The following is a 17660-nucleotide window of genomic DNA, read 5'->3' on the forward strand; positions in this document are numbered from 1 at the left end:
CCGTAGGACAGGCTACCCGGCCCTCTCCTACTAGTCGTAGGAGGTATGCTCCGAGCTTTGAACCGCGAACTACTACAACTTGTAGTTTCGCGTCCTTCCACCTGCGCAGAGGACAGCTCATGGTCAATCCCGGACGTACGCTGCCGCGGCGCGCGGCAGCGGGTCTCCCGCCGGCGCCCCGCGACGCGGCGCCGGCCTCGCGCCGGGTCGCGATCGTCTCGGCGAGCGTCGGCGCCGGTCACGACGGGGCCGCCGCCCAGCTGGAGCGGCGCCTCGGGGCGGACGGCTTCGCCGTCGACCGGTACGACCTGCTGGACCTGCTGCCCGCCGGACTCGGCCGGGTCGTCCGGGACGGCTACCACCGCATGCTCGTCGCGGCCCCCTGGGCCTACCAGCGGATCTACGCCGGCACCGAACGCGCCGGCGGCAGCGGCCCCGCGGCACGGGCGCTGCTGCGCGCCGCCGAGGACCGCGTCCTGCGCGCCCTGGGGCCGGACGTCGGGGCGGTCGTCTCCACCTATCCCGGCGCCAGTCGCGTCCTGGGCGGTCTGCGTCTCGACGGACGCCTGAGCGTCCCCGTCGTGACGTATCTGACCGACTTCTCGGTGCATCCGCTGTGGGTGGCGGACGGGGTGGACGTCCATCTCGCGGCCCACGCGGTGCCCGCCGCCCAGGCGCGGGCGGCCGGGGCCCGGGACGTGCGGGTGTGCGGACCGGTCACCGACCCCCGCTTCCGGCCCTGCGACGCGGCGGAACGCGCCCGCGCGCGGGCGCGGTTCGGACTGCCGGAGCACGCCCCGCTCGCGCTGCTGGTCGCCGGGTCGTGGGGGGTGGGCCCCGTCCGGCAGGTCGCGCGGGAGCTGCGCGACTGCGGGGCCGCCGTCCCGGTCGTCGTCTGCGGCCGCAACCAGGCCCTGGTACGGCACCTGCGCGCGGACGGCATCGAGTACGCCTTCGGCTGGGTCGACGACATGCCCGGCCTGATGCACGCGGCGGACGTGCTCGTCCAGAACGCGGGCGGGCTGACCTCCCTGGAGGCGTTCGCCGCGGGCCTGCCCGTGGCGAGCTACCGCTGCATACCGGGCCACGGACCGGCCAACGCCGCCGCCCTGGACGAGGCGGGCGCGGCCGTCTGGATCCGGGATCCGGCCGACCTCGAGAGCGTGTTGTGCGAGCTGGTCGACGGCCCGTTGGGGCTGCGGCAGCGCGAGGCCGGGCTCGCCCTGTTCGCGCGGTCCCCGGGCGAGGGCCCCGCGGCCGAGATAGCCCGCCTCCACCGCCCTGGCCCGCCGCCTCCACCGCCGCCCACCGCGCGGCGCCGCCCCCGCTCCCGGCGGCTCGCGGTCACCACCGCCGCGGCCTGCGCGGTGTGGGCGTGCGCCGTCGGCACCGGGGTCGCGTCCTCGTACGACGCACCCGCGCTGATGCACGCGCTCGGCCACGGCCTCGACCTGGACCGGCTCGCACCCGCCCTCGACCAGGAAGGACACCACTCGTGACGACGACCCACCCGCTGCGCAAGGCCGCTCTCGCCGCCCTGCCCGCCGCCCTCGCCGCGGTCCACTGCGCGCCCGTCGTCTCCACCTTCGGGCCGCTGCGCAACCGCACCATGCCCCGCCTGTCCGGCCGGGGCCGCCCGGACCACGTCGCCCTCACCTTCGACGACGGACCCGACCCGCTGTCCACCCCCTTCTTCCTGCGCCTCCTCGAACGGCGCGGAGTGCGCGCCACCTTCTTCCTGCTCGGCAGCGAGGCACACCGCTCCCCCGGCGTGGTGCGCGAGATCGCCGCGGCCGGCCACGAGATAGGTATCCACGGCTGGCTCCACCGACCCCTGCTGCTGCGCGGCCCACGCGCGACGTACGACGACTTCGCCCGCGCCCGCGACACCGTCGCCGACATCACCGGAACCCGGCCCACGCTCTTCCGGCCGCCCTACGGCGTCATGTCCACCGCAGCCCATGTCGCGGCCCGGCGCCTCGCGCTCACCCCGGTGCTGTGGACCTGCTGGGGCGAGGACTGGACGGCACGGGCCACACCCGAGTCGGTCCACCGGACGGTGACCGCGGACCTCGACGGCGGCGGCACGATCCTGCTGCACGACTCGGACTGCACCTCCGCCCCCGGCGCCTGGCGTTCGGCCCTGGGCGCGCTCCCCCGCATCCTCGACACCTGCACGGAGCGGGGCTACCAGGTCGGCCGGCTGTGCGACCACGGGTGGCCCGGACCCGGCCCGGTCGATGACGTTCACCCTGCCGGTACCGGTGCTCCGGGCCGCTTTGGCCGTTAGGCACCGGGAAGGCAGCGCGCTTTCCACTCGTCTACGATGCACGAATCGTCTACATGCTTGTAGTCACTCTTATGGAGGCTCGGGGCCTATGACCACACCGATGCACCTCGCGTCGCAGCTGGCCGTCAACGTACTGGACGCGCGATCGCTGCTGTCCGCGTTCGGCGTCCTGGGCGTCGGCGTGGTGATGTTCGCCGAGACGGGACTGCTCGTCGGCTTCTTCCTGCCCGGCGACTCGCTGCTGTTCACCGCCGGTCTGCTCTGCACCGGCTCGGCCGACCAGAGCCTGCACCTCTCGCTCGGACCGCTGCTGGTCTCGGCGGCCGTCGGCGCACTGGCCGGCGCCCAGTGCGGGTATCTCCTCGGCCGCAAGGCGGGCGGGGCCCTGCTCACCCGCAGCCGCTCGAAGAAACTGCACGAGGGAGCACAGCGCGCCGAGGAACTGCTGGAGCGCTACGGACACGCGAAGGCCGTCGTCCTGGCCCGCTTCGTGCCGGTGGTACGGACCGTGCTCAATCCGATGGCGGGCGCCCTGGGCGTGCCGGCGCGGACGTTCACGATCTGGCAGGTGGCCGGCGGTCTGGTGTGGAGCCTCGGCCTGACCCTCGGCGGATACGCGCTGGGCTCCTCGATCCCGAACGTCGACCGCTATCTGCTGCCGATGGTCGCACTGATCGTCGTCGTGTCCCTGATCCCGCTGCTGGCCGAGGTCCTGCGCTCCCGCCGGGCCGCTCGGACGCAGGAGGAGCGCGGCTGACGGCATGGCCCGCCGGCGGGCGGGCTCCGGATTGCGCCCGCGTGCCCGGCCGCTCATGGTCGGAGAGTGAGCACGTCCTCCGCGCTGAGGCGATCCGACGCTCCCCGCGGAGGCGGACGTCCACCGGTCGGGAGTCCGCCCGGAGTCCTGCGGGCCCTCGCCCTGTTCACCGTCGTCCGCCTGGCCGGTGTCGTCGTGGTGGTGGCGGTCGACCGGGTCGCCGGTCGCGCCTTCGGCAAGAGCCTGGCTCATGCCTGGGACTCGGTCTGGTACCTGCACATCGCCGAGCACGGCTACGGAACCCGTGTCCGCATCACCTCGACGGGCGCGGTCCAGACCGACTGGGCGTTCTTTCCCCTGTATCCCGGCCTCATCCGTGCGCTGAGCGGCCTCCTGCACCTGACCGCCGGGCAGGCCGGACTGCTCATCGCCTGGGGCTGCGCGCTGATCGCCGCGTACGCCGTCTACGCGATCGGCCACCACCTCCACGGCCGGGACGTCGCCATCGCTCTGGTCGCCCTGTGGGCGGTGCTTCCGCACGCGGTCGTGCTCGGCCTGGCCTACACCGAGCCGTTGTTCACCGCGTGCGCGGCCTGGTCCCTGTACTGCGTGCTGAGGGGCCGCTGGTTGGCCGCGGGCTCGTTCGCGCTGCTGGCGGGCCTGTCCCGGCCGAGCGGCATCGCGGCCGCCGCGGCCGTCACCACCGCGGCCGTGTACGAGGCCGTACGGCGGCGAGGGCGCGTGCCACCCGGGCTGTGGGCCGGCACCGTGCTCGGTCCGCTCGGCTGGATCGGTTATGTCCTGTGGGTGGGAGGGCGGACGGGGGACCTGCTCCACGGCTACTTCCGTGTGCAGAGCGCCTGGAACTCCCGGCTGGACCTCACCGTAGGACCCCTGCGCCTCCTGCGCTCGATGCCGCTGCACGGCACAGGACCGGCCTACCCGATGGCCGTGATCGTCGTCCTGGCGGGCATCCTGCTGTTCTGCCTGTTGTGCCTGGACCGCGCGCCGCTGTCGCTGGTGGTGTTCTCGGGGGTCCTGCTGCTGCTGGTGGTCGCGGTGTCCGGACCCTTCTCGTCCAAGCCCCGTTTCCTGGTCCCGGCGTTCCCCCTGCTCCTGCCGGCGGCCCGGGCCCTGGCGACGACCTGGCGAACCCGGCGGCCCCGGGCCCACCGGGTGTACGGCGCCCTCGCCGCCGTATCGCTGCTCTACGGCGGCTACCTGGCCACCCTCGCCCCCAAACCGCTCTGAGCCGCCGGGCCACCGCGAACCTGAACGCATCCTGACTGCCGCACCGTGTCACTGGCCCCACCGTTCCCCCACCCGCACCATGGCGCCATGCACCTGTGCGCACCCCTGTCCCGTATAGCGGCCTTCCGTACCGCCCCTGCCCCCGCGACGGAAGAGAACCGCCTTGAACGCTCCGGCCCCCACCCCCGCGTCCACTGACCGCGCGACCGCCTGGCTGCGGCGCCGGCTGGGCCGCGCCGTCCTGCTGTCCTACGCCGGCGCCCTGCTCCTGCCCGGCCCCGGCCTGTGGTTGCGCCACCCCCACGCCCTGCCGCTCGGTCCCCTCATCCGCCTGCCCCTGGCCACGGCCCCGGTGCTGCTGTCCCTGGTGCTGTTCTCGGCCGGACTGCAGGTACCGGTCCGCGCGATGGGCCGTGTGCTGCGGCGTCCCCGGGCCCTGCTGGCGGGGCTCGTGCTGCATCTGGCGATCCCGCTGCTGGTCATCCCGTTCGTCGCGGTCATGCTGTCCACGTCACCGGACGCCGACGGCGGCAGCGGCCTGATCACCGCGATGATCCTGATCGTGGCGATGCCGGTCGCGGCCGGGGCCACCGTCTGGACCGGCAAGGGAGACGGCGACCAGCCGACGATGGTGGGGCTGGTGCTCACCTCCACCCTGCTGAGCCCGCTGACCGTCCCCCTGCTGATCGGCCTGCTGTCCCCACTGCTCAGCGGCGGCTACGCCCGCTCCCTCGCCGCGAGCGGCCACGCCCTCGGCGGCGGCTTCGCCCTCCTCGGCGTGGTGCTGCCCTGCGCCGCGGGCATCCTGGTCAGGCTCGCCCTGCCCCCGTCCTGGGCGGGCCGGATGCTGGGCCTCGTCGTACCCGCGGCCCTGGTCGGCTCGCTCCTGCTGACGTACGTCAACGCGAGCGGCGCCCTGGGCTCCTTCCTCGCCCGGCCGCGCCCGCTGCTGTTCGGTGCGGCGCTGGCCGTGGCGGCGCTGGTCTGCGTACTGTCCTTCGTGCTGGGCCGCGGCGCGGCGCGGCTGCTGCGCCTGGACCCGCCCGCCGCCTCCTCGCTCACGCTCGCCTGCGGCATGAACAACAGCAGTGCCAGTGCCGTCCTCATCACCGCGGCGCTCCCCGACAAACCGCATCTGCTGCTGCCGGTCCTCGCCTACGGCCTGCTGCAGAAGACGGCCGCGAGCCGGGTCGTACGGACCCGCCGCCCCCACCCGGTGTGCCCGACGCCTTCGCCATCGCCGTCGCCGTCGCCGTCGCCGAGCTGAACGCGGGCTGTCGGGTCTACTCCGGACCGGCCGGACCGGCGGTGCTGCTCAGGGCAGTTCCCGAACGAAGTCGTCGTCGGCCAGCTCGGAGACGTAGGGCCGGAAGGCTGCGCGGAGGGTGCCGAACCCCACGTCGGGCAGGAGGAACAGGAGTTGGACGATCTTGTCGGGGTAAGCAGTGCCGGACGCCACCTCGGCCGGTGACGGGACTGTCGGTGAGGGGACGCGACGAGGCTTGTCCTGTCTCTGGAAGTCGCTTGCCCTGGGGGCGAGTTCGGCTGTCCAGTGCGTCAGGAGAGGCGCCGGTCTCAGACGTTCACACCGAAGTCGGCGGCGATGCCGCGCAGTCCTGAGGCGTAGCCCTGGCCCACGGCGCGGAACTTCCACTCGCCGCCGTGCCGGTACAGCTCGCCGAAGACCATCGCGGTCTCGGTCGAGGCGTCCTCGGACAGGTCGTAGCGGGCGATCTCCTGGTCGTTCGCCTGGTTCACGACGCGGATGAACGCGTTGCGCACCTGGCCGAAGCTCTGGCCGCGCGCATCGGCGTCGTGGATGGAGACCGGGAACACGATCCTGTCGATCTGGCCGGGTACGGCGGCCAGGTTCACCTTGATCGACTCGTCGTCCCCCTCGCCCTCGCCGGTGAGGTTGTCCCCGGTGTGCTCCACCGAACCGTCGGGGCTGGTCAGGTTGTTGTAGAAGACGAAGTGCTGGTCGGAGACGACCTTCCCGGAGGCGTCGCAGAGCAGGGCGGAGGCGTCCAGGTCGTAGTCCGCGCCGGTGGTGGTCCGGACGTCCCAGCCCAGTCCGACCACTACGGCGCTCAGTCCCGGCGCCTGCTTGCTCAGCGACACGTTGCCGCCCTTGCCCAGGGAAACTCCCACGACTCGTCCTCCCGACCGTGCGTCTACTGTCCGCTCACTCGGTTTGAACGTCATCCCCACCGTCACGGTTCCAGGAATTGCGCAAAGGTTGGACCGTGGGAGACCGGCGGGCGCCGGCCCCGGGACGGCCGCGCGGCTCGCCTCAGCGGGCGGCGCGGTTCTCCGCCGCCGGTGAGGCGGTCTCCGTCGCCTCGGACGCGGCCTTGGCGAGCCGGGGCTCCGGCGCACCGGTCGCGGTCGTGTCCTCGGTGGGGGCGGCCGTGTCCTGCGCGGGGGCGGTCGTGTACGAGGTGACGACCTCGTCCTTCATGGCCTTGGCCTCGCTCTTGAGGATGCGCATGGACTTGCCCAGCCCACGCGCGGCCTCCGGCAGCTTCTTCGAGCCGAACAGCACGATGATGACGATCGCCACGATCAGCAGGTGCCAGGGTTCCAGCCCATTGCGGAGCATCGCGCCCACCCCTCTCCAGATTGCCCTTTCGCGCAACAGTACAACCGTGTGCGGTCCTCGTCGGCGGCCGAGTGCCGGAGCGGGCGTATCGCCTCAGCCCGCGCCGACCGCCTTTCCCGCCTTCGCCCAGTTCGCGTGCAGGCGGTCCAGATAGGAACGGGCCTGGCTGCCGGGCGCCGCGCCGTGGGCGAAGGCGAGCATGTTGCCCGCGCCGGTGTTGTAGCCGAGCGCCAGGAGATCGTTCCTCGAGTACGCGGCGGGCAGGCGGTCGGGCAGTCGGGCCGCCAGGTCGTGCAGGTACCAGGCCTCGGCCTCGATGGCGAGGTCGCGGTCGTCCGGCAGTTCGTCCCAGCCGCGGTCCGCGAAGTCCCGGCCCAGCTTGACCTCGTCGAAGGTGGCGCGGTGCATGTTCGCGATGCCGAAGGCGGCGTCGGGTTTGTACTTCTGCCAGGCCCGTTCGAAGGCCGGGTCGTGGGGTTTGTACGCCTCGTTGTAGAGGATCGCCATCAGCAACTGGGGGCTGACGGCGGTCTGCCGGGCCCGGGTCCGCACCTGTGCGGCGTAGGCGGCGGGGTCGTACACCGTGGTGGCCGAGGGCGAGGGGACCGGGGTGCCGGACGCGCCGGACGACGGGGTCGGCGCGGAGGTCGACGCCTTCGTCGGCGGCGGGGTGCCGGCGCTGTCGTCGCCGCCGAAGAGTCCCGCGGCGCGCAGGACGACGTACAGCGCCACGGCGAAGACCGCCGCGGCGAGCCAACGGCGACGCCTCGGCCGCACGGAATCCGGCATGCCCGTCCCCTCTGGGAGTCGGCCGTGCGTGCTGATGAGACCGCCGGGCGGACGGCTCGGCGCACACACGCCGGGCCAGTTTAAGCGCGCGCCCCCCGGCCGGCTCCGCACAGGCCCTGCGCGCCGCGCTCCCCGAGCAGTCGGTCCCCAGCGGCGCCGAACAGCACCTGCTCCGCCAGTGGCTCGACCGCCTTGCCGCCGAGGACTGGACCGGCCCGGTGCACTCGTCCCGGCCGGCCAAGAGGTCGTGTTCCCCCGAGCGAGCCGGCCGTCAGCCGTCCGCCGGCGGCTCCTGCCAGGTGGCGGCCCGTTCGTGGGCGACGTCGCGGAGCAGGCCGAGGAACACCTCGACCAGTGGGGTGAGTGTCGTGTCGGCCTGGGTGAGCGCGTGGATCTCGCGGTACGGACGGGGGCGGGCCAGCTCGCGATGTGTGGTGCCCGGCGTACCGGTCAGGGCCAGGCGTGAGACCAGGGCCACGCCGCTGCCCGCGCCGACCAGCGCCTGGGCGACGTCGTAGGACTCCGTCTCGAACCGCACCCTGGGGCGGAAGCCCGCGTCGCCCGCAGCCCGGTCGAGCTGTTCGCGGGCGGTGTGGCCGGCCAGGATCGCGACCCACGACTCGTCGCGCAGCCGCTCCAGGCGCAGCGCGCTGCCCGGTGGCGAGTCGACGGCCAGCGGGTGGTCGTCGGGCAGCACCACGACCATGGGGTCGTGCAGCAGCCGGTGCGCGCGGACCCGTGGCGGCAGTTCGGGTGTGGGGCCGAAGAAGGCGACGACCGCCAGGTCCAGCCGGTTGGCGGTGATCTCGCCCAGGGCCCGGGCCGACACCAGGTCGACCACGGAGACGTCGGCGTCCGGGTGGCGGTGGCGCAGGGCGGTCAGCGCGGGCGGCACCAGATGCAGGGCGGCGGCCTGGAATGCGCCGACCCGCAGCCGCAGGGACAGATGGCCGAGGAGCGCCGCCATGTCGGTGGCGGCCTGCTCCGCCGCCGCGTCGACGGTCCGTCCGTGATGGGCGAGCAACGCACCGGCCTCGGTCAGCGTCGCCCCGCGCGGCCCGCGCAGCACGAGCGGCACCTGCCAGTCCCGCTCGGCCCTGGTCACCTGCTGGGTCACGGCGGCGGGGGTGAGCCGCAGGGCGTGGGCGGCCGAGGTGAGCGAGCCGTACTCCTCGATCAGGGCGAGCAGCCGCAGCTGCCCGGGGTCCGCGAGCATGCACTCACCTTAATGCTGCATCGAAGACTCTTAACTTCCCTTAAGTGTGCGGGTCGGCGAGCCTGGAGAAGTCCCCGCGCCCGACAGTCCCGGAAGGGAAGGCCGTCCCGTGCCCAGCCATCTGCCCGCGTTCCTGATCACCACCTGGCTGCTGGCCATGCTGCCCGGTGCCGGTCAGGCCGTCATGATCCGTCAGGTGCTGGCGGGCGGTCTGCGGACGGCCCGGGGGACGATCGCGGGCAACGCGACCGGCCTGCTCCTGTGGTCCGTCGCCGCCGCGGCCGGTCTGTCCGCCGTCCTGCTCGCCAGCCCCCGCGCCTACGCCGTGATCCGGATCCTGGGCGGGGTCGTGCTGGTCACGCTGGGGGTCAGGACGCTGCTGGCCGCGCGCCGGCCCGCCTCGGCCGCCGTGGACTGCGGCTCCCCCGTCCCCGCCGTCGACACCGGTTTCCGCAGCGGCTACGCCATGGGGATCGGCACGAGTCTCGGCAACCCCAAGGCGGGGGTGTTCGCCGTGTCGGTGCTGCCCCAGTTCGTCACGGCGTCCGGGCCGGTCTTCCTGTCCAGCACCGCGCTGGGCGGAGTCTGGGCCCTGGTGACCGCCTGCTGGTATCTGCTGTTCACCTGGCTCGTCCAGCGCGGGCGGGCCCTGGTCACCAGGCCGGCGGTCAGCAGGGGGCTGGGGCTGGCCACGGGTGTCGTGCTGCTGGTCCTGGGGGTGGCGGTGGCCGCGGGCGCGTGACGCCGCGCCGGCCTTCGGCTGACTTCTCCCACCCGGCCAACACGCCAACCGGCCGAAGAGGCCAGGAAGTTCCTGCTGGCCCATGACGTACCGGCCGACGCCGTCCGGCGGGTGTGGACGGCGCTCGCCCTGCACACCGCCCGGGGCGTCCCTGGGTTCATGGAACCTGCGGTCGCCCCCCGTCACGGCGCCGGGGTGACCGTCGAGCGGTTCACCCGGCGAGGGGTTCACCCGGCGTTCGGGCGGGCGAGTCCGTGGTCGTAGGCGAAGATCACGGCCTGGATGCGGTCGCGGGCGCCGATCTTGGCCAGGACGCGGCCGACGTGGGTCTTGACCGTGGATTCGGACAGGACGAAGTGGCCGGCGATCTCCCCGTTGGTCCAGCCCTTGCCGACGGCGACGAGGATCTCGCGCTCACGGTCGGTGAGGGAGCGCAGCCGGGCGTCGTCGGTGCTGTCGCCGCCGGGCACGGGGCCGTAGCGGGCGAACTCGTCGAGGAGGCGGCGGGTCAGGGACGGCGCGATGACGGCGTCTCCGGCGGCGACGGCGCGGATCCCGGCGAGGAGTTCCTCCGGGCGCGCGTCCTTGAGGAGGAAGCCGCTGGCTCCGGCGCGGAGCGCGGCGTGGACGTACTCGTCCAGGTCGAAGGTGGTCAGGACGAGGACGCGCGAGCGGTCGCCGGCGGCGGTGATCCGCCGGGTGGCCTCGATGCCGTCCATGCCGGGCATGCGGACGTCCATCAGCACGACGTCGGGGCGCAACTCGGCGGCCTTGCGGACGGCCTCGGCACCGTGCGCCGCCTCGCCGAGCACCTCCGTCTCGGGGACGGCGTCGAGGAGCATGCGGAAGCCGAAGCGCTGCAGGGGCTGGTCGTCCACGACGAGTACGGTCGTCACGCGGCACCGCCCTCGGGTGCCAGGTCGAGGGTGGCCTCCACGGCCCATCCCCCGCCGGGCGCGGGTCCGGCGCTGACGTGCCCTCCGTAGAGCGCCGCCCTCTCTCGCATGCCCACCAGGCCGTGTCCTTCCTCGTTCTGCGGCCCCGAACGTGCCGCCGCGCCGTTGTCCCGGACCCGGATGATCAGCCGGGCGTCCTCGACGACGACCGACAGGTTCACCCGCGTCTCGGCCCCGGCGTGCTTCAGCGTGTTCGTGAGGGCTTCCTGGACGATGCGGTAGACCGCCAGCTGCACCCCGCTGTCCAGGGCCTCCACGTCGCCGACGGTTCGGTAGACGACCTCCAGGCCGGCCGTGCGGACACCATCGCACAGCGTCTCCAGGTCGGCGATGCCGGGCTGGGGGCTGAGTTCGGGCGTCCTGGCGGGGCCGTCCGAGGCCTCGCGGAGCACGCCGAGCACGCGCCGCAGCTCGCCCAGGGCCATCCGGCCGGTGTCGCCGATGAGTTCGAGGGCCTGTTTGCCGCGTTCGGGGGCCGCGTCCGTGGCGTACGCGCCGGCGTCGGCGAGGGTGATCATGACGGAGAGGTTGTGTCCGACGATGTCGTGCATCTCACGGGCCACCCGGACCCGTTCGGCGGCCGCCGCGAGCCTGCTGCGCTGGTCGCGCTCGATCTCCAGGCGGGCCGCGCGGTCCCGCAGACCGGCGAGCTGGGCCCGGCGGATGCGCACCACCAGTCCGAGTGCCAGGGCCGCGATGGCCGTGCTCAGCAGGAAGAACAGCGCGTCCCAGACGGACACCGCCGCCGATGCGCGCACGGCGACCAGGATCATGCCGGCCGCCATGATCCCGCAGGCCCACGGCAACTGCCGCAGGGTTCCGTGCAGGGCCAGGCTGTACAGGGCGATGAACAGGGCGACGTCCGCGCGCAGCACGGCGCCCAGGGACCACTGCAGGACGAAGACGGCCGCGATGACGCCGAAGGCCACCATGGGCCTGCGCCGCCGCCACAGCAGGGGCAGTACGAGCCCCAGCTGCAGGGCCAGCATGCCCGCCGGGGGAAGCTGCCTGAAGACGAGGCGGAGACGACGGGGGCCGTCGCCGTCGCCGGCGTGGCCGTGCAGCAGGTCCGGCAGACAGAACATCAGGAAGACGACGACCACCACCGCGGTGTCGAGCACCCAGGGGTGGGCGCGGTCGGCCTGGCGCAGCCGCTGGCCGGCCCGGGACATCCGGGCGACCAGCGGGCCCATGCCGCTGACGTCGTCGGTGGTGGTCGTCAAGGGTGTCACCTGCCCATGGTGCAGGCGGTCAGACGTCGCTGCGCACCAGCCGGTACGCCGCCCCGGCCAGCGCGAGCGCGGTCCAGCCGAGGAAGACCAGCAGTCCGGCCGTGGGCGAGAGGGTGGTCGTGTCGTGGGTCAGGGCGAACATCGACTCGCCGGCGTTGCTCGGCAGGTAGGGGCTGATGTTGTCCTGCCAGGAGCTGGGCAGGAGCGAGATCAGGCCGGGGATCAGCATCAGGGTGGCGATCAGGACCGAGATGCCGCCGGCGACCGAGCGCAGCAGGGCGCCGAGGGCGGTGCCGATCACGCCGACCAGGCCGAGGTAGAGCCCGGCGCCCAGCAGGCTCCGTACGACGCCCGCGTGGGAGAAGCCCATACCCGCGGGTGTGCCGGAGACGATCTGGCTGCCGAACCCGAACGCGACGAACGCGCCGAGGGTCGCGACCGCCAGTGCGACCAGCCCGAAGACGGCCGCCTTGGACCACAGGACGGGCAGCCGGCGCGGCACGGCGGCGAGCGTCGACCTGATCATGCCGGTCGAGTACTCCCCCGCCGTGACGAGCACGCCGAGGACGCCGAGCGCCAGCTGGGCGAAGTTCGTGCCGAACAGGGACAGGCTGACGGCGGTGGCCCGGGCGAAGTCCCTGTCCATGTGGGGCGAGCCGATGTTGGACTTGTAGCGGGAGGCGGCGATCAGCCCGAACGCGATCAGGAACAGCAGACCGAGGCCCAGGGTGATCCAGGTCGAGCGCAGCGACCAGAGCTTGGCCCACTCCGAGGACAGCACGCGCCGGCCGGTGACCCGGTAGGCGGGGCGCGCGGGAGCGGTCGTGGGCGTCTCGTCGGTCGCGGTGGTGGTCAGGACGCTCATGCGGGCCTCCCGGCGGCTTCCAGGCTCTCGATGCCGGTCGTGGAACCGTGGTACTCCACGGCGTCCCTGGTCAGGTTCATGAAGGCTTCCTCCAGAGAGACCGTGCGCGGGCTCAGCTCGAACAGCGCGATGCCGTGCTCGGCCGCCGTCAGTCCGATCTCACGGGCGCTCAGGCCGGTGACCCGCAGTTCCTCCGAGCCGATGCGGCCCGTGATGTCGACGCCGGGCCCGGCCAGGACGTCCCGCAGCCGCGCCGGGTCCTGCGTGACGACCTTGACGGTGTCGCCGCCGGCCTCGCGGATGAGGTCGGGCACGGTGGTGTCGGCCAGCAGCCGGCCGCGCCCCACGATGATGAGGTGGTCGGCGACCAGGGCCATCTCGCTCATCAGGTGGGAGGACACGAACACGGTCCGGCCCTCGTCGGCGAGCGCCTTGAGCAGGTTGCGGATCCAGAGCACGCCTTCCGGGTCCAGCCCGTTGACAGGCTCGTCCAGCATCACCGTCTGGGGGTCGCCGAGCAGCGCGGCGGCGATGCCGAGCCGCTGGCCCATGCCGAGGGAGAAGGCTCCGGCGCGCTTCTTCGCCACGCTGGCGAGTCCGGCGAGGTCGATGACCTCGTCGACCCGGCGCCGGGGAATCCCGTGGGTCAGCGCGAGCGCGTGCAGATGGTGGTAGGCCGAGCGGCCCGGGTGGATCGACTTGGCCTCCAGGAGCGCCCCGACCTCCTGAAGGGGGGACCGGTGCCGGGCGTAGGAATGGCCGTTGACCGTGACGGAGCCGCTGGTCGGGGCGTCGAGCCCGACGATCATGCGCATGGTCGTGGACTTGCCGGCGCCGTTGGGGCCCAGGAAGCCGGTCACGGTGCCGGGCTTGACGGTGAAGTCCAGCCCGTCGACGGCTGTCTTCTCGCCGTACCTCTTGGTGAGCTGCTGTGCCTCGATCATTCGCGTTCTCTCTGTCGGACGCGGCGCCCACCGATAGCCCGTGGCGCCTCACCGACCACGCTACGATCGCCCACCGCCGGATCCGGTCGTACCGGGGGCTGAACCGCTATGGGGGCGTGGTACCCCGGTACTACGTGAGCGGCTTCCGCCGTGGCGGGCCCGCCACGGGCGGGGTACGAGGACGGGGACGGCGCCGACGGCCCGTTCCGCGGGGCCGCCGGGCCGGTTGACGGAGCCTGCGCAGGAGGCGACCACGGCCGCCGGGCCGAAGACGCGCGCGTCGCCGGTGCCGGAGGCCGCGCGGGGGCCCGTGGCGCGCGGCCGGGTCGAGGGCTCACGCACGTCAACCTCCGTCGTGTCCGGAGCGGTGCGGCTCCGAGAGAGAGGAACGTCACCGGTGACAACGATGGCGTCAAGGTCGCCCGCAGAGCAGCGACATCCCGTATGTACAAGGTCCGGACCCTCTTCCGGTTTCCGCTCGGCGCGGGATACCTCTAGAGAGTCGGAAGCCGGTCGGCGAGCACCGTGCGGAGAGGAACGAGCCATGAGTGAAGAGCGGTTACGGGACGGCTGGTACGTGGACGAACGGTGCACGAACTGCGACGTCGCCCGGCAACTGGCCCCGGAGCTGATCGGAGAGGTCGACGGCCGCTCGGCCGTGTTGCGCCAGCCGCGCACCCAGAGCGAGGTCCGGCAGGTCCACGCGGCCGCGCACGCCTGCCACACCCGCTCGATCCGCCCCGCGGCCGGGCGGCTGGACACGGCACTGGATCCTTTCCCTCTGGCCCTGGACGACACCGTGCTCCTGTGCGGGCACAACTCCCCGCACACCGCCGGCGCCAACTCCTACCTGCTGCGCCGCCCCGACGGCACGGCGATGCTGGTCGACACACCGCGCTGGAGCACCTCGCTCGCCGCGCGCTACGAGGCGCTGGGCCCCGTCACCGACGTCCTGCTCACCCACCGCGACCACGCCGCGCACGGCCGCCGGTACGCCGACCGTCTCGGCGCCCGGCTGTGGATCCACGAGGGCGATCTGGATGCCGCCCCGGACGCCGACCACGTCCTGAGCGGCACCGATCCGAAGGAGATCGCCGAGGGAGTGATCGCCTTCCCGCTCCCCGGACACACCAAGGGCAGCGTGCTGTTCGTCGCGGACGAGCGGTACTGCTTCAGCGGTGACAGTTTCTACTGGTCACGCACCACCGGGGACATCGAGGTGGCCGAGAGTGTCACCTGGTACTCCATCGGCGAACTGGCCGCCTCCCTGGGCCGGACCGCGGACCGGCTGCGCTTCGAGTGGCTGCTGCCGGGCCACGGCGACCGACGTCACCTGCCCGCCGACGACATGGCCGAGCGACTGCGGCGGCTGACGGCACGCACCCGTGAACTGCGGCCCCGCCCCGTCGACTTCACTGCGGTGCGCTGGTAACGGCGTCGTGCTCACGGCGGCACCGCGCGAGCAGCCCGGCCGCCGACTCCTGGAAGCCGCGGGCGTCGAGGCGGAACGGACGCAGGCGCTCCTCGACGTCGACCCACCGCCTGCCCGACCCGCGCCGGGACGCGGGTGGCGCTCCGTTCCGGCCGGGGACTTCGCGTGTCCCGACGCCCGCCGACCGTCCGCCGACCGCCTGCCGACCTGGTGCCGATCGGCGGTCCGCCCGGATACGGCGGAAGGGAGTCCTGCCGGGCCGGTGCGGCTCGGCAGGACTCCCCTGTGATCGCGTCGGGGCTAGTGGCGACGTCCCGCCGGATCGTGGGCGAAGGAGTCCCGGTCGGTGCCGGGAACCGCGGCGGAGCCGTAGGTCCCCGCACCCGTTTCGGCCGTCGTCTTGGCGGCCCGGTCCCCATGGCCCGGCCACCATGCCGCGTGGCCGATCAGGGCGGTGAGGCTCGGAGTGAAGAACATCGCCATGACGAAGGCGGCGACGATGATGCCGAAGGAGACCGCGAAGCCCATCTCCGTGAGCAGCGAGTTGCCCGCCAGCATCATGGTGGCGAAGGTCGCCGCCAGGATGAAGCCGGCCGCGGCCACGGTCGGTCCGGCGTGCCTGAGCGCCATACCGGCCGCCTCACGCGGATCGCGGCCCTCACGGGCCTCCTCGCGAAGCCGGGCGATCATGAGGATGTTGTAGTCGGTACCGATGGCGACCACGAAGAGATACATGATCACCGGCAGCATGAACATCAGACCCGAGTGTCCCTGCCCGTTCTGGAAGATCCACACGGTGGCACCGAGCGTGGCGCCGAAGCCGAGGCCCACCGAGGCGATCAGGTACCAGGGGGCGACCACACTGCGCAGCAGCAGGCCCAGGATGACCATGATGAGGAGGGCCGCGACCGGGAAGACCGTACGGTAGTCGTGGTTGACCGCGCTGTTGATGTCCTTGTAGATCGAGGACATGCCGCCGACGACGGCCTTGCTGCCGTCAGGTGCGTCGGTGTGGGCGGCGTCCCGTACCTTGCCCACCGCGTCGATCGCCTTGTCCGTCGAGGCCTCGTACTTGAGCGTGACGGTGAAGTCCGCGGTGGTGCCGTCCCGGCTGACCTGGGTCATACGGGCACTCGCGACCCCGTCCACGGCCCCCAGCTTCCGCGCGTACGCGGCGAAGCCGGCCTTGTCGAGCGGCTTGCCGTCGGTGCTGGTCAGATAGACGTCGGTGGGTGCCGCGGCGCCCGCCGAGTACGCCTTCTGCATCTGGTCCTGGACGACCATGGACTCCTTGGTCTTCGGCATGGAGCCGGACGCCAGGTCGAAGGTGGCCTTGTAGCCGAGCGTGCCGAGCGACAGGGCGACCAGGATGAGGCCGGAGACCGCGGCGGTCAGCGCCGGGCGTCGCTGCACACCCCGGCCGAGGGCGGCGAACCGGGCGTTCTCCGGTTCCCGCTGCCAGGACTTCGACGGCCAGAAGACCTTCGGTCCGATGAGCGACACCACGGCCGGGATCAGGGTCAGACCGGCGATCAGGGTGGCGCCGACCGCGATGGCGAGCGCCGGGCCCATCTGCTTGAGGAATCCCAGCGTGGACAGCGCCAGCGCCAGGAAGGCGATGATGACGGCCCCGGCGGCCGACGCGATGGCTTCGCCGACCCGGTCGACGGCGTTGATCATGGCCAGTTTGGGTTCGTCGCCGGCGCGCAGACGCTCGCGGTAACGGAACATCAGGAACAGGAAGTAGTCCGTACCCACGCCGAAGAGCACGACGATCAGGATCGACGAGATCGAGCTGTTGGCCTGCAGACCGAACAGCTTGGTGGCGTACGCGATCAGTCCGTTGGCGACGGCCGAGACCAGACCGATGAGCACCAGCGGCAGTACGGCCAGGATCGGCGCCCGGAAGATGATCAGCAGGGTCACCAGGATGATCGCGAAGGTGCCGATGCCGATCAACGCCTGGCCGCGCTTGGACGAGTCCTGCTGGTCGAGGGCCTGCGCGGCGGAGCCGCCGAGCTTGACGTCGAGGTGCGTGCCCTTGGCCAGTTGTTTGATGTCGTCGCGCAACACCTTGGCCGCGTCCGCCTGTTTGGGCTGACCGGCGTTCTTGCTGTCCATCTGGACGAGCGTCAGGTCATACCTGCCGTCCTTGGACGGCTGGCCGGGGACGACCTTCTGTACCTGGTCGATGTGCTTGTTGCCCAGTTCCGTGGTGATCCGGGCGACGTCCTTCTTGTCGGTGGCGGTCAGTTCGCCGCCGTCGGTGCGCTGGTACAGCGCGATCGCGGACGGCGTGAAGGCGCTGGGGAACGCCCTTTCCTGGAGATCCGCCGCTTTGATGGATTCGTAACTCTTGGGCAGGAAGCTGCTCTCGTCACTGTTCGAGGGCAGACTCGGGGCGGTGGCGACGATCGCCACCGCGGCTATCAGCCATGCCACGATCGTCCACACGGGATGTCGGACGACGGTGTTGCCAATACGTCGGAACATGCGGAAGGTCCTCCTGGACAGGAAGATCACCGCAGCCCGGGGAGCGGTCCCTGGCATCGGCGACCCAGGCCGGAACGCATCGAACGGTCCG

Annotated in this window: 17 protein-coding genes; 7 read left to right on the plus strand and 10 right to left on the minus strand. The window is 72.6% G+C overall.

Annotated features, from left to right (window positions below; genetic code table 11):
* Nucleotides 1-119: 119 nt before the first annotated feature.
* The 5 genes from ADK64_RS09655 to ADK64_RS09675 all read left to right on the plus strand — a co-directional run bounded on the left by ADK64_RS09655 (nt 120) and on the right by ADK64_RS09675 (nt 5565).
* Nucleotides 120-1499 (plus strand): MGDG synthase family glycosyltransferase, encoded by a 1380-nt coding sequence (locus tag ADK64_RS09655; RefSeq protein ID WP_063789880.1) that lies wholly within the window; start codon nt 120-122, stop codon nt 1497-1499.
* Complete coding sequence (locus ADK64_RS09660) at nt 1496-2290, plus strand: polysaccharide deacetylase family protein (protein WP_078992573.1); 795 nt, start codon at nt 1496-1498, stop codon at nt 2288-2290. Before ADK64_RS09655 ends, ADK64_RS09660 begins: the two co-directional genes overlap by 4 nt.
* Before the next feature lie 88 nt (nt 2291-2378).
* Nucleotides 2379-3047 (plus strand): DedA family protein, encoded by a 669-nt coding sequence (locus ADK64_RS09665; protein WP_053657057.1) that lies wholly within the window; start codon nt 2379-2381, stop codon nt 3045-3047.
* A 66-nt stretch (nt 3048-3113) separates the two neighbouring features.
* Nucleotides 3114-4298 carry a hypothetical protein gene (locus ADK64_RS09670; RefSeq protein WP_234384513.1) on the plus strand — a complete coding sequence of 395 codons (1185 nt, stop codon included), beginning with the start codon at nt 3114-3116 and terminating at the stop codon, nt 4296-4298.
* Between the two features lie 163 nt (nt 4299-4461).
* Complete coding sequence (locus tag ADK64_RS09675; RefSeq protein WP_053657060.1) at nt 4462-5565, plus strand: sodium-dependent transporter; 1104 nt, start codon at nt 4462-4464, stop codon at nt 5563-5565.
* 48 nt (nt 5566-5613) lie between these two features.
* Here ADK64_RS09675 and ADK64_RS45835 read toward each other — a convergent pair whose 3' ends face one another.
* From ADK64_RS45835 to ADK64_RS09695, 5 genes are all read right to left on the minus strand, one after another.
* On the minus strand, nt 5614-5757 hold the full coding sequence (locus ADK64_RS45835; protein WP_159046207.1) for a hypothetical protein: 144 nt from the start codon (nt 5755-5757) through the stop codon (nt 5614-5616).
* A 116-nt stretch (nt 5758-5873) separates the two neighbouring features.
* Nucleotides 5874-6449: a TerD family protein gene (locus ADK64_RS09680; RefSeq protein ID WP_053657062.1), complete on the minus strand. Its 576-nt coding sequence runs from the start codon at nt 6447-6449 to the stop codon at nt 5874-5876.
* A gap of 142 nt (nt 6450-6591) precedes the next feature.
* Nucleotides 6592-6900, minus strand: coding sequence for a Sec-independent protein translocase subunit TatA (gene tatA / locus ADK64_RS42675; RefSeq protein ID WP_078992577.1), 309 nt, complete (start codon nt 6898-6900; stop codon nt 6592-6594).
* Nucleotides 6901-6993: 93 nt separating this feature from the next.
* Nucleotides 6994-7689 (minus strand): hypothetical protein, encoded by a 696-nt coding sequence (locus tag ADK64_RS09690; RefSeq protein WP_053657066.1) that lies wholly within the window; start codon nt 7687-7689, stop codon nt 6994-6996.
* 271 nt (nt 7690-7960) lie between these two features.
* Nucleotides 7961-8905 (minus strand): LysR family transcriptional regulator, encoded by a 945-nt coding sequence (locus ADK64_RS09695; RefSeq protein WP_053657068.1) that lies wholly within the window; start codon nt 8903-8905, stop codon nt 7961-7963.
* Between the two features lie 109 nt (nt 8906-9014).
* Here ADK64_RS09695 and ADK64_RS09700 point away from each other — a divergent pair, with 109 nt between their 5' ends.
* The gene (locus tag ADK64_RS09700) at nt 9015-9647 is read left to right on the plus strand and encodes a LysE family translocator (RefSeq protein ID WP_053657070.1); all 633 of its coding nucleotides are present in this window, start codon (nt 9015-9017) and stop codon (nt 9645-9647) included.
* Between the two features lie 227 nt (nt 9648-9874).
* Here ADK64_RS09700 and ADK64_RS09705 read toward each other — a convergent pair whose 3' ends face one another.
* Genes ADK64_RS09705 through ADK64_RS09720 form a run of 4 tightly spaced genes read right to left on the minus strand, consistent with a single transcriptional unit; the run spans nt 9875 to nt 13644 of the window.
* On the minus strand, nt 9875-10543 hold the full coding sequence (locus ADK64_RS09705) for a response regulator (protein ID WP_053657072.1): 669 nt from the start codon (nt 10541-10543) through the stop codon (nt 9875-9877).
* A complete protein-coding gene (locus ADK64_RS09710) occupies nt 10540-11796 on the minus strand; it encodes a sensor histidine kinase (protein ID WP_053657152.1) in 1257 nt (418 codons plus the stop codon). The genes ADK64_RS09705 and ADK64_RS09710 overlap by 4 nt, the downstream gene beginning before the upstream one ends.
* Before the next feature lie 58 nt (nt 11797-11854).
* Complete coding sequence (locus ADK64_RS09715) at nt 11855-12700, minus strand: ABC transporter permease (protein ID WP_053657074.1); 846 nt, start codon at nt 12698-12700, stop codon at nt 11855-11857.
* The gene (locus ADK64_RS09720) at nt 12697-13644 is read right to left on the minus strand and encodes an ABC transporter ATP-binding protein (protein ID WP_053657075.1); all 948 of its coding nucleotides are present in this window, start codon (nt 13642-13644) and stop codon (nt 12697-12699) included. The genes ADK64_RS09715 and ADK64_RS09720 overlap by 4 nt, the downstream gene beginning before the upstream one ends.
* A 544-nt stretch (nt 13645-14188) precedes the next feature.
* On the opposite strand from ADK64_RS09720, the gene ADK64_RS09725 reads away from it, so the two are divergent.
* Nucleotides 14189-15076: an MBL fold metallo-hydrolase gene (locus ADK64_RS09725; RefSeq protein WP_053657077.1), complete on the plus strand. Its 888-nt coding sequence runs from the start codon at nt 14189-14191 to the stop codon at nt 15074-15076.
* Between the two features lie 300 nt (nt 15077-15376).
* Here the strand turns inward: ADK64_RS09725 and ADK64_RS09730 are convergent, their stop codons facing one another.
* The gene (locus tag ADK64_RS09730) at nt 15377-17569 is read right to left on the minus strand and encodes an MMPL family transporter (RefSeq protein ID WP_053657079.1); all 2193 of its coding nucleotides are present in this window, start codon (nt 17567-17569) and stop codon (nt 15377-15379) included.
* Nucleotides 17570-17660: the final 91 nt, after the last annotated feature.

Origin of the sequence: Streptomyces sp. MMG1121 (assembly GCF_001280015.1) — a bacterium.
Classification (GTDB): Bacteria; Actinomycetota; Actinomycetes; order Streptomycetales; family Streptomycetaceae; genus Streptomyces.